Here is a 12,797-nt window from a genome sequence, read left to right as displayed (position 1 = left end):
GGGATAACATTAATCCTTAGCCTGACGGCGTTGGGCCAAGGGCCCAACTTACAATGATTGATTAACTAAATTTCAGTGTTCCGCGAAGGCAATTATTCGATTACACTTCGCCAGAGCGTGGGAATAAATTTGGCGAGCCGCTTTAGCCTTGATTCCGCAATTTTGTTAAAGCTTGCATTGAATAATGCTTCCACGTCTACGTAATCAAGCCAGACTGCTTGAAGACCAGTTAGCATGCGATAGCCGAACTCTTTATTTTCAGCGAGAATTTTATCGATGATTTTTGTAAAATTAGCGTTTTGCGCTGCTTGTTCTGCTTCAAAACCCAGATAATCCAGCAAAAGATTGTCAGCCGCATTTTTGAAATCGGAATATTTGCTCAATCGCTTACCATATAACTCGACATCTTCGCCAAACACTCTTCTCATTTCTTTAAATACCGCGAGCTTATTCTTATTGAGTAGATGTACAGTAATTTTATCGCGGCCCAAAAGGCTTTCCTGAGCAGCCAGATCGTTAGCTATTTTATCAATTCTTGACTTATATAATTTGGCTTCTTTCGATTCTCTGTCAATCAGCGGGCTGGTCATTTTTTCCTGCATGGTTTGCAATGCGCGATCAAAGCATTCCTGTAGAAGCGCGGGCAGAGGCATTAGCCCATCGAAAATTCGATTATCAATACTAATTGAAACAGGTAAAATCTCTCTTGATTCAAAGGACTTACTGCCCTCATTCCATATGGGTTTTCGCTCTACAGCAAGCAGCACTACATGAAAACCTGTTTGTTTGAACAGGGGGGAAACCGCCTGAGTATAACCGTAAGCTCCAAGATTACAGACATAGGCACCGTAACTTCCTGGTGAAGGACAAGGATAAAGATCATGGGCATAGTTGTACAGCTCCGCATCCAGTTGCTTTTTAAATTCCGGATTGTCTTTTTCAACCTGCTCACGTTTATCATAGCAGTAAGTCATTAACTGCTGAGAACGGCTATTTCGGGTTAATAATTCATCGACTGTCATTTCATGGCAGTCTTTAAAAAACACAGTAACGATATGATCTTTACGCTGAGCCAGTTTTTCTACCACTGCGACATAGGCGCTTCGGCTTTGGTGAAGTTTTTTAAAACTGATAAAATTGCGCAGCGATTCCTCGGATGTCAACATAAGACTGACCGCCTGCATCATTAATGCAGTCAGAGTCTCCTGCGGGCAGTTTTTCTCAAAAAAACCAAATTCGCTGATATCAATATTAAATTGAAGTGTCAGATTCGGATCGCCCGGATTGTTTAACTGTGTCATTAATACTTTCTGCACAGTCGTCATTTCAACTTCTTTGATCTCCGCGTGCATTTCGCTATGCAGTTCATCTCGATAGGGTTGGACTTGTGCATAGGCATCAGGACCGACTTCAAACAGCATTTCCAGTCTTTCGCTGGGAACCATGTTAATCTTTTTAAGTTGCCGCTTATGCTTTTCATGCAGAGCCAGCATAAAAGAAGCGGTTCCTTCCGGGCCAAGCAGAGTCGTTAAGGAGGTATTGTATTTGGGAAGCCGAGTAAATACCGAAATAAGCAGGTCTTCCATTGTTTTCAATGTTTCAGTCAGTACCTCACGGTCGGGTAATCCAATTTCAGCATATAAATCGGCTTCGCAAACATGACGATGTTCATCGGCTAAAATAATCTCGAATACTTCAGGGGCAATTTTTTCCTGATAAAAAGTAGAAAAAACTTCTTCTACCATTCCCTCGCAAATCAGGTTCATTACGACCATTCCAACTTTGAGGCAATCCAGTGAGCGAATAAACTCACAGACTTTCTCAAGCTCTTCATTATAGGCAGGCGGTGAACCATAGGGAGCGGCAAGCATAAACACGATGCGCGTAAACACAATGGTATGAAAAATTTCGTCAACCAGCTGGGCCCGCATGCGTTTTTTGAATTCCGGATTATACATTTTATCTTCAAAACGCATTGGCAGTTGAATTCCCAGCACTTCGAGCTGCGCCATTAAAGAAAAAATGTAGAGATACAGGATCTTGTCGTGCTTTAACTCAAAGGGCAGGCCATTTTTAAAAAGAGACTCTACTCTGGCTTCAATACTTTCCCTTTCTTCCTCGGTGATCTTGTTCCAGCCTTCGAGGATCCATTTTTCCGAGCCCCAATATGGGGTTAAGAGTTGATCAAGCGCTTTCATTAGTTAGCCTTAATAATTGCGGTGTATCACATATTGCGCCAAATCCATTAGCCCGGTTTTATAAACTGAGTCGGGCAGAATCTGCAATGCGGTTATCGCCTGATCCATTTCTTTAGCAGCAAGGCTTCGAGTATATTCTATGGACTGGGTTTCTTTTAAGGTTTCGAGAATTTCTGGCAGATGATGGCGTGAACCTTCTTCAAGGCTGCTCCTGATAATGAGCTGCTGTTTTGAATCACAATATTTCAAGGCGTGGAGCAAAGGCAAGGTCGCCTTGCCGCTTGCCAAGTCATCGCCAATATTTTTACCCAGGGTTTTGGCGTCGGAACAATAATCGAGTGCATCATCAATCAACTGAAATGCATTACCCAAATGCAATCCATAAGCATACATAGCCTTTTTTATACCCTCGCCGGCTTTACTGATCATAGCCCCCATTGTGGAGGAGGCCGCAAACAGCAGCGATGTTTTTGCCCGAATATGATCAAAATAATCACCGACTGACATCTCGGTATTTCCAAGATTGTCAAACTGCTGGATTTCACCACAGCCCATTTGAGGAGCAATGCCAATCAGCAATTGTATTATCTCAATATCCCCTACTTCGACCATCAGCTGCAGGTATTTGGTGAACAGATAATCACCTACAAGTACACTGGCTTTATTGCCCCAGATTTGATTAGCAGTTTCGCGGCCGCGGCGTAAAGTGGACTCATCGACCACATCATCGTGCAGCAAAGTAGCGGTATGAAAGAATTCGACCATCGTGGCAAGCATCACATGATCTTTGCCCTGATAAAGGCAGGCACGGCTGGCCAGCAACACCAGCAATGGACGCAAACGCTTGCCGCCACTGTGAATTACATGATCAGCTATTTCGTTGATCAGCCGCGAGGGAGATTTCATCGTTTCGAGGATTAAAGCATTAACAGCCTCTAAATCGTCCTTTACCAATTCGCGTAAATGCTCAATTTCCATCGTGTTTCCAGGCTAAAATTCTTGCATGCTAAGTTGATGAATACAGAATGTCAAGACACATACACTCTCCGCTATTAAGTCGCTGATGATGGCACAAACAATGATAAGGGTTCCTCTGAAGGCTTAGAATCTTCTTTTGCAGGCAAAGACAAGTCAGAAGAAGCTTCTTCCTGGAAAGCACGAAAGAAATGACTGGTCGCGGCATTGATCTGCGTTTTAGTATTGTATGCAGTTAATCTGATCTGGCGCGCAAACCCTTGTATTATGCTATCTTTCAAGCGATCCGGAATCGCTTTGGGAATATCAACCAATCCGGCACTATCGTCCTTTAAACGCTTAAGCAGACTGCCAACATAATTTTTTGTGAATTCCTCAGGAACACTACCCTGCTCACTGTTGATAGTAATTTGCATTATGCTGCCTGAAATTTCTGCCAGCAACCTCCCCAGATCATCAGCTTGTGCAACCCAAAGCTGGCTTTTCCTCAACTCATCCAGACTGATTTGATTGGTCACAAATCGAATAATGCTTTCTCCACTGGCTACCACTTGATCTCTGGGATATTGTGAAGCCTGATAAAACAGTTTGGAATCGATTTGCCCCCAGTCGACCGAGATGGAAGGCTCAATAATATGTATTGTCGGAAGTCGAAATTTAATAGACAATTCCTGAAGATTAATGCTTTTATGATTCACCAGCTCTGCATACTTTTGTTTAGCCGCATCGAGATTATTAAAATAAAAAGTAATTTTTTTAAAGGTTCTTTGCTGATTACCCGAAGTAATACTACCAGTATCTTTTAAATGAACTTCAATGTGTATCACACCAGGCATTATAACCTCTGTATCATTTAGTGTCTGAACCCAATTTATAAATAACAGAATCTACCCGGAAACGAATATCCTTGCTGAGACTATTCGCCAGAGTGAGAAAACTCTCATTATTCCACTTGAAAAAATGAGCTGCAACAGCGCCAAAGCCCGGCAATTTCTCAACTAAATGCAATTGCCCCTTCTTCCATTCATAGAGCAGGGAATCCAGATTACTAACCGGCTTTTCTTTACTTCCGGTAATAAATCTTGTCAGAAAGAGGAAATGCCGGCCATTAAGGGTAAACCAGCTAAAATTTCTTCCTCCTGACTCTGAAAGATTTTGATAGTCCTCAAACTGTTTTGTATTCCAGTGAAGCAGTTTTGAAGTCCTGCGGATATTGGCATAGGCCAGATAATGCTCATTCTCAATTTTGAAATGCTTAAGCGCTCGCGCACCCCGCTCGGAAATATGCTGCATGGGCTTAAACTGTTTGCCATTCCAGTTAAAAATAGTTACACCATCCAGGTGATCAGCAAGCCCCAGATACGTATTATCTCCAATTTTAAATGCTGTAAATGAATAAGCCCATCGACTGGGCAGGCGCTGAAATAAAACAAATTCTTTACCATTCCATTCATAAATTCTGGAATCATTGGGCACTGACTTTTGCCCGGGAACTTGTACACCGGTAGCTAAAGCCAGGAAGTAACGGTTTGCGATAGAAAAAAAGCGCCATTGCTTGGCAGCTCGTCCATAAAATTGCTGAAAGGGAATAAAATACTTGCCGTCCCAGCGATAAATCATCGAGTAAGTATTTAGATTGTAAGGCGCACCAGGACCTGAACGGACACTGGCAACAGCAATGAATGCCTGGTCATTGATTTTAAAAAAAGTAAGACCTTCATTACCATGGCCCGGGATTTTCTGGTAAAGATGGAACTGTTTTTTTCCCATCTGATAAATCAGTACATCCACATCCGAATCACCCCCATTCATATTGGCAGGCGCATGCGGATTATCTTTGGCCAATTGAGCCACCCCTATATATTGTTTGCCATTTAGCTTAAAGGGGGTGATTTCGCGTGCACCGGATGTATCAAGACTTTGATACATTTTCAACATAGTAGAATGGGCGTTCATACTAAGAAAAAAGAGCAGGACTCCTGATAGCGGTCTGAAAAACCCTTTCACGTCGTACTGCCTATTTCAGGATTTTTTTCAGGATAAGCGGTTACACCCTCAGGAAAGCCAGTCGTCAATCCCGGGATCTGAATTGTCTTAAGATCCCAGGCTTTGGATTGCAGCTCCCCTGCCATCCAGTAGCCGACTGTATTGGAAAGCATTTCTCTCGAATCCTGCAGGGAATGCTTTAATCGAACCATAAAATCGATAATATCATTTGCCGAGGAATAGTGAAAATCGCCCGGAATAGCGGGTCTTTCAGGCAGATAAATCGTTTCCAAATTAGTGAACACCGCCTTGGCGACATGCGTACGATTATAGACACTTCCCCAGACATTTTTAACATAATAGTTGTAGGCCGACTCAGGCAGTAAAGATTGGCCTACTTCAGGAATTACTTTGGCATAGGGAGCAATAAAAAGGCGATCGCGCGGCAATGTATTTTCTGAAACTGCGTTGATAAAAGCCACCATCCAGTTACTTCCTTCGGTTAAGCCAGAAGTTACATTATTGCCTGCCACATTCCGAACGATTACCATTGCATGAGGCCAGTCCAGCTTGAGTTTGGCAATATCGTCATGCACCACGGACATACTTTCCAATGCCGTTAACATGAACGTTCCCACCATCACCGTATTATAGGAAATGGGGTATTCTTTATTGCCGTTAAGAAAATTGGTTTGTACAGCTCTTAAATCAAAAGGCGCCCCTTTTTGAACTGATACAATATAATTTCCTGCCATTGACAAGGCATAATCAGTCATTGCCCTGATTTGCATAATATGATGCTGCCAGGGTTTAATATTTGCCCGCTCAAGCCAGTTATTCTTGATGCTGGCATTCAGAGCGCGTACTCGTTTGATATTTGCCAGCAGTGAATTCATCGCCGGCTGCCAGGAGGGATCGCCGTTCTCCTTGATTTTGGCCAGATAGGCAAGTGCCGGACCAATATGCGAGATAGCGGTTAATTCATAAAACCCACTGGCGCGATTGGTGCGAAGCAATTTCTTAAAGAGTAATTTGCGGTTTTTATCATAGATATAAATGGATGAATCCAGAACCAATACCAGCGGCCCGGCAAATGGGTTGGTTTTATTTTTAGCTGTTTCAGATTGCAGCAGATATTGTGAAATAGTTTTATGCTTTTTAGGAAAATCGGGTTCATTCGTTCCTGTGAAATCAAAATACAGATCCATGAACGCTTTGGGAACCGTGTAAGCATTGGCTAATCCGGTATAGAGAAACAATAACAGCAACACTGATGCAATCTTTTTAACAGAGAAAATATTCATCACTCGTCTATTCCATCCAATACCGTTCAGAGCCAATTTTTACTTTACTGCCAATTTCTCGATTCGGCAATTGCATTATAACAGCAGCGCCTCTTTAATCGAAACTCTTATGAGGCAGGTGGAGACGGCCTTGGGCATGCTGATTGTTCACACTCCAGTACCGGCTTGAATAATCCGAATTTAATAAGAATCCTGCGTCTGAATTGTTCATCTGGTTTAATGACCTGCTCTTCAGAGCAAACAGAATGGGCAATCTCGGATTTTGCAGAGTATCTTGGCTTTTTGGCAGTTGTTTCCTGAGTTTCGTAGCTATTATCACGTTTGCGTTTCTCGCCTGTGATCATCGGCTGAGCGGACGCATTTCTATCCGCGTTGCTTGAATTGGAAGCCGGTTCAGGGATGGGTAAAAAGTCTAACAACTGCGCCGGCATTACGGGTGTGTATTGAGCGCTCACCAGACTGGTGCCCTCCGTTCCATATCGGGCTTTAGAGAAACCAGAGTATTCTATTAATGTCATTCTTGTATTGGAAAACACTGAAGGATTTTGCTCAAAGCATTTATATAAGGCTCTCGGATAGTCATATTTGAATCCTTTGTTATCGGCGTTGGAACCATTTCCTTTGATTTCATAAGCTACTACCCCGGAGGCTTTTAACACCACTTGTGCGCAGTGCACAAGATGGACCAGAAACTTGTCCATATAGTCCTGTGGAGTCTTATATACCTGACAGGCCTGCCCTTCGGTACTTCCATAAATTTCCTGCGTGGTAGGCGGGCTGCTGATAAGCGCGTCAAAACGCATAGGACCCTCTCCTTTTTGCCAAGGTAAATCTTCAGGCTGAATCTCTTCCAGAGGCTTACGCAGATAAGCAATCTTTTTTTGCGGTTTGAAAAATTGACGCATGCGTTCATAAATAGGCTGCAGGTCGGCAATATCATTAGCCAGTATCCACTCAATCTGGGGACAGGCCATAAAAGCGGTGAAACGATCCCCCCAACCGGCGCTGTTGTCTATTACATTCCGAATTACCAGCGGGGAATAAACACATTGGAGGTATTGAAGGATATCAATGGTCAATTGCGGGCTAAATTGCCCGCATCCCCTTCGTCCGATGATATCCATTATCAGTTTTTTACCGCTTAAGTTGCGTTGGCTTCCTTCACGACAGGGTTTCTCAAGTTCTCGTAGATGGCGCTTGAAAAAACTTTCAAACACATAAAGTTTGGTCTGGTTGTCGCGCCAGACATCAGCAGGCGACAATTTTTTGTCGGTATAACGGGCTTGTAAGCGTCTGGCATCCATAAAATGACCTGAAGCTAGTTTACCGTTCATACACTTACCTAGAGACTCATTGTATTTCAGCCTGGGTATTTCAGATGGGTTTGTGCTTCCTAACTTTTCAGCAGCACGTTTTTCAAGTGCATTGAACGAGCGCCTGACATCTTTTGAAGAGGCTTCCTGGGATGCGGTTAAAGGCAGCGGCAGATTTTGAGAAACCAGTATCGCCTTTATAGCAATTATGCGGCAAAAAAGGCGAAAAGCTTCGTTAAAATTACACTGGCGTTCTTTCGCCTTGCTGTTTAAACGCAATGCATTTGAAAATTGACTAAAGAAAATATCCAGTAAAGGATTGACATGAATCTTGATTTCCTCTTCTTTTTGATACTGGATAACGAAGACATCTTTTGGCAAACGCATTACTCTGTGGAAGCATTCGATTATTCTTTTTTTAACTGCATCTTCCAAAGAAGACTTATCATTTTCCCGGCCATTAGTCCTGATGAAATCTCCAATAATCTCTGCTGCTTTCTGGTATTGAAATCGTTCTATAGGAATTCCCATTAACTGATTAAATAATGGATCAAAACTGTATTGGCCAAGCTCCGCTTGCGGAATATAATTTTTTAAGGAATTAACATCATATTGGATAACCTGGCTATTCTGAGAAGTCTGAGAAGTCTGAGAAGTCTGAGAAGTCTGAGTCTGCTTTTTCGGGTTATATTGAATAAATCGGTAAGTTCTAGGCATTGGTCATTTCATACAGCCGCAAAGCACACAATAATATCATTATGATCACAAAATGTCCATTTAGTCATTGCTGCTCTTCGTTTCTACGTCCCTCGGCTTGTCCCTGAGAGATGGTCACAAAATTTGAACATAAAAGATTGATTTATAATTATAATGTTAATCCCCTACGTACCCCGCTTTATGCCTGAGGGCTCCCCTCATAAATAGGGATATTAAAAAGTGGCAGTGCATGAAGATATATGATCAAATAGTTTTGCGAACAATTTTGATTAGGATATCTCATGCACATAAAGCGATTTTTACACAATTTGCTATCAAGTACTATCCATGGAAAACGATTTAATACTCTTAATTTATTTATCAATGCCTTACTCAGGGAAAAAAAGCTGTCGTTAACTCAGTTGGGGCGAGCATTAAAAAATAAGGCTCAAGAAAAGAATAATATTAAACGCTGTGATCGTTTTTTAGGGAATAAAAACCTGCATGGAGAGCGATTCTCGATATACCAAAAAACAGCCCATAGGTTAATTGGAACAAATAGTCGTCCTATTATCCTGGTAGATTGGAGCCATGTTCCTAATACAACGCATTATTTGCTTAGAGCCTCATTAGTCGCTAAAGGCCGTGCGTTATCAGTCTATGAAGAGGTATTTCCTCGCCAATATGAAAATAGTGACAAAGCGCATCACTTATTTTTACAGAATTTAAAGCAAGTTCTGCCTGAGACAAGTCTCCCGATATTAGTTACGGATGCTGGTTTTTATAATTCATGGTTTCGGTTGGTGTTAAAACAAGGTTGGGACTATGTTGGCCGTATCCGGGGTAATATATGTTATCGATTGGATACCCATACTTACTGGGAATATTATTGTGATTCAAAGGAAAAGGCGACCGAACAAGGACAATCTCTGGGGTGGGGCATTGTCTCTAAAACAGACCCAATAGAAACATTTCTTTATTTAATAAAGCTATCCGCAAAAAAACGTACACGTTTTAATAAGTACAAAAAGAAAGCGCAAAGCAAGAAAGACAAGGTGTATTCAAAATCAGCCAATGAACCTTGGCTTTTAGCAAGTTCATTAAACAATACAGAAACATCGTTTAACCCTTTTTCAATCTATTTCAAACGCATGCAAATAGAGCAGAATTTTCGAGATTTAAAGTCATCTCAATATGGCTTTAGCTTTGAACATGCTTACTCAAAATCAATAGAGCGAATTCAAGTGTTACTAATGATTGCTATGTTGGCTACTTTAATTGCTTATTTAACCGGCTTCGTTGCTGAAAACAAGCGATGGCATCTCTCTTTTCAAGCCAACACATCCCAAAAAAAACGAGTGCTTTCTTTGTTCTATCTCGGCTGTCGAATCATACAAAGGAAATTTAAATATAGAATTGATTATGATAAAGCCGTCGAGGCCCTGCAAATAGAGATACTAGTTGCAGGGAGAGAATTATGAGGGGATCCCTCAGGCTTTATGCGGGGTATCCAGGCAGTGCGTCTGATTGCAAACGCATTTTAAAACTCACTACCATTGTTATGGATACCCCGCATAAAGCGGGGTACGTAGGCTCTAACGGGGTACGTAGACTCTTATAGGGTGGTTAAATTTGGTGACCACCTCTCAGGGACAAGCAGCATGCTAGAGATATCTGGGACATGCCATAGGGTGACAGGTAGATACCCATGCCTCTAGTCAGGCGCTAATTTCCTTCTTACTGACAGGTATTTCCGATACAGGACTGCCCTGGCGCACAACTGCCACAGTTGTTAAGACCACCACAACCATCAGCTATTGGTCCACAGGTCGCTCCCACTTGCTGACAAGTCTGCGGCACACAGGCATTATTGCCACATAGTGAGTAACCGCCGCCACCGCAAGTCTGCGGAAATGGACAGGAACCACAATCTATTGTTCCCCCACAGCCATCACTGTTAAATCCGCAGTTTGCGGGAATCTGGTTGCAGCTTTGTGGTGTACACATTTGGGTACAAACTCCAGCCATACAGTTTTCGCCATTGGCGCAGTCAGCAGCCGATAGACAAATCAGCACAGGTGCCGTGCAGGCGCCGTTTACACATTGATTGCTCTGGCAGGATGAGTTCACACTACAGGGAGCGCCAGTATTGGGCTGGGCACAAGTCTGAGTTGCCGGCGAACAATAACCTGTTTGACATTGCAGAGATGAGGTACAAGGAGCGCCATTATTGGGTGTGGCACAGACTCCAGCCGAGCAAAAATTGCTTTGGCAATTTGAATTTAAAATGCAGGAGCTGCCGTTAGTTAATCCCTGACAACGTCCCAGAATACAGGAGCCGCTTTGGCACGTTGCATTGGTCAGACACACGGCACCATTGGGTGAGGCACATTGGCCAGAAAGACACTGGCTGCCGGCAATGCAATTTTGATTACCCGAACAGGCTGCGCCATTGGCTGAAACACAGATACCAGCACTACTGCAGCTTCCAGCAACACATTCGGCGCTCGTGGAACAATTGCTGCAAAGATGAGTTACAGGACTACAGAAATTACTCTGACAGTCGGTATTGATACTGCAAGGAATCCCCGGTGGGGCAGTGCAGGTTCCCGAGCTGTTACAAATACTGCCCGAAGCGCAGTCGCTGTTGGATCTGCATGAACTGCAAGTGTGAGTCAGGGGATCGCAAAAATTGGTCTGGCATTGAGCATCGACAGTGCAGGGCGTATTTTTTGGTTCAATACGGGTTACATCGAGGCCATCCAGTATACTGGGTTGCGAACATAAAAATTCATCAGGTGAATTATCACCCGGCGCTTTCGTTTTACAGACAATAGGCCCGCCTTTGACCACAGGATCAATAAGACTGCCATTAATTTGCAGGTACAGAAGGCAAAACTCCCCTCTTTGCAGAAGAAACGGAGAAGAACACATTCCGCTCCCACCAGCAAGCTGTACAATGCCTTTAATTGGCTTGGTCGTTAAAATCCTGGGAATTGCTGTGTTATTGGTTACCCTGTATACAGCAACAGCGACCCCATTGTTTGTGATTTCCAACGGCGCCCGTTGTATCACATCTACGGAAAACTTCGGTATTGGGAAGGCATTACTGGTAATACCAAGGGAAATAAAAAACAAAGTGATTAACAATCTGACGAAAAGGGTTTTCATTATTCAATCCAATGAGTTATTAGGCTTCGCTTCTGATTCCATCAGAAACAGGCGTAAGATAACTCATAAGCTATTGAAAATAAATCGCTTGTAAAAAACAGATTTTGCGACCTGATGGGGCATCCAGCTCATATGTTCCAGCTCTCTGAAGTTGGATTACAGGCATTTACAATAGCCTTTCTTTAATATAGTTTTATGTCTCGTTTTATCATCACCTTGAGTACAGAAATGAAAGAATTTTTAAAACTGAGCAATTCCGTCAATGCAAGAAAATCCCGCAATGAGCCTTATCATCCCATCAGTGGCGCGGATAAGAAAAATGATCTCCGGCAAACGGTTAAAGATCAGCTTGACAAGAGTGTTTTAAAAGCGCTCCGGGCAGAAGCAAAAGCGGATTCTGAAGAAGAACTTGATGAGGAAGCAGCTTCCTATCTTAAGCCTTAGTCAGGAAGTTTTATCCTCCAGGGATAGGCGCTAATAAAAGAGAAAGTCCCCTCCCCAAGCTGGGAGAGGACTAGGGTGATGGTTGATTTTAAACTACTGAGGGGCAGTTCAATAAGGGAAAACTGTAAATCAATTTTTAATGGCTTCTTTTCTGGACGGTTTAAGTGCTGAGGTTAGCCAGATAATCAGAAGACCGCATACTGCTCCTGTTATTGTTCCAATTCCTCCGGATTTCAAGCTGCCAATAATCGCTCCCAAATCCATACCAATAATAATTTCCGCATTAATCCAGAGAGAAGCTGATATCACCTGCGCGATGTTGTCTTGCGATAATACCGGGTAGCTTTTAGTTTTTTTATAAATTTTAAATGAAGTAATAGCGATAGCCACTGCCCCACCCAATAAAGTGCCGGTAATTAATCCTATAAGCGCTCCAATGATAATTGCTGGATTTATATTTAAAAAACAGCCGCTGGTGCTGGTACAAAGCTTGAATGATTGTGCAATAAATCCACCCGAAAAGAGACCAATGATCCCCCCGCTAGCGCCACCCAGTAATGCGCTGACGACTCCGGAAACATAGAGGCTGGGATTACGTACAAGCCGTTCGGCCCAATTTTTCAACGAAATAATTCTTTTTCCCTTGCTCATCAGCATTTCCTTCATGATCATTCTGCCTTACTGCCACCCTAAAAGTCCTCTCTCCCCTA

The 12,797-nt window shown here is 42.8% G+C and carries 10 protein-coding genes; 2 read left to right on the top strand and 8 right to left on the bottom strand.

Annotation, left to right across the window (positions count from 1 at the left end; genetic code table 11):
• Positions 1-92: 92 nt before the first annotated feature.
• From DYH61_RS03810 to DYH61_RS03785, 6 genes are all read right to left on the bottom strand, one after another.
• Positions 93-2,198 (bottom strand): hypothetical protein, encoded by a 2,106-nt coding sequence (locus DYH61_RS03810; RefSeq protein ID WP_058506211.1) that lies wholly within the window; start codon positions 2,196-2,198, stop codon positions 93-95.
• 9 nt (positions 2,199-2,207) lie between these two features.
• Complete coding sequence (locus tag DYH61_RS03805) at positions 2,208-3,176, bottom strand: polyprenyl synthetase family protein (protein ID WP_058506210.1); 969 nt, start codon at positions 3,174-3,176, stop codon at positions 2,208-2,210.
• 74 nt (positions 3,177-3,250) lie between these two features.
• Positions 3,251-4,009 (bottom strand): hypothetical protein, encoded by a 759-nt coding sequence (locus DYH61_RS03800; protein ID WP_058506209.1) that lies wholly within the window; start codon positions 4,007-4,009, stop codon positions 3,251-3,253.
• A 13-nt stretch (positions 4,010-4,022) separates the two neighbouring features.
• Positions 4,023-5,180: a hypothetical protein gene (locus DYH61_RS03795; protein WP_133129117.1), complete on the bottom strand. Its 1,158-nt coding sequence runs from the start codon at positions 5,178-5,180 to the stop codon at positions 4,023-4,025.
• The gene (locus DYH61_RS03790; protein WP_058506207.1) at positions 5,177-6,463 is read right to left on the bottom strand and encodes a DUF5624 domain-containing protein; all 1,287 of its coding nucleotides are present in this window, start codon (positions 6,461-6,463) and stop codon (positions 5,177-5,179) included. Before DYH61_RS03790 ends, DYH61_RS03795 begins: the two co-directional genes overlap by 4 nt.
• A gap of 107 nt (positions 6,464-6,570) precedes the next feature.
• Entirely contained in the window at positions 6,571-8,493 is a 1,923-nt protein-coding gene (locus DYH61_RS03785) for a hypothetical protein (RefSeq protein ID WP_058506206.1), read from the bottom strand.
• A 281-nt stretch (positions 8,494-8,774) separates the two neighbouring features.
• On the opposite strand from DYH61_RS03785, the gene DYH61_RS03780 reads away from it, so the two are divergent.
• Complete coding sequence (locus DYH61_RS03780) at positions 8,775-9,953, top strand: IS4 family transposase (RefSeq protein ID WP_115343303.1); 1,179 nt, start codon at positions 8,775-8,777, stop codon at positions 9,951-9,953.
• A 256-nt stretch (positions 9,954-10,209) separates the two neighbouring features.
• Here the strand turns inward: DYH61_RS03780 and DYH61_RS03775 are convergent, their stop codons facing one another.
• Entirely contained in the window at positions 10,210-11,643 is a 1,434-nt protein-coding gene (locus DYH61_RS03775; RefSeq protein ID WP_058508600.1) for a hypothetical protein, read from the bottom strand.
• A gap of 228 nt (positions 11,644-11,871) precedes the next feature.
• Between DYH61_RS03775 and DYH61_RS03770 the strand changes: the two genes are divergently transcribed.
• On the top strand, positions 11,872-12,087 hold the full coding sequence (locus tag DYH61_RS03770) for a hypothetical protein (RefSeq protein WP_133129096.1): 216 nt from the start codon (positions 11,872-11,874) through the stop codon (positions 12,085-12,087).
• Positions 12,088-12,216: 129 nt separating this feature from the next.
• Here DYH61_RS03770 and DYH61_RS03765 read toward each other — a convergent pair whose 3' ends face one another.
• Entirely contained in the window at positions 12,217-12,753 is a 537-nt protein-coding gene (locus tag DYH61_RS03765) for a hypothetical protein (RefSeq protein WP_058508598.1), read from the bottom strand.
• Positions 12,754-12,797: the final 44 nt, after the last annotated feature.

The organism is Legionella quinlivanii (genome assembly GCF_900461555.1).
GTDB classification, from domain to species: domain Bacteria; phylum Pseudomonadota; class Gammaproteobacteria; order Legionellales; family Legionellaceae; genus Legionella_C; species Legionella_C quinlivanii.
This window is presented reverse-complemented; position numbering and strand designations above follow the sequence as displayed.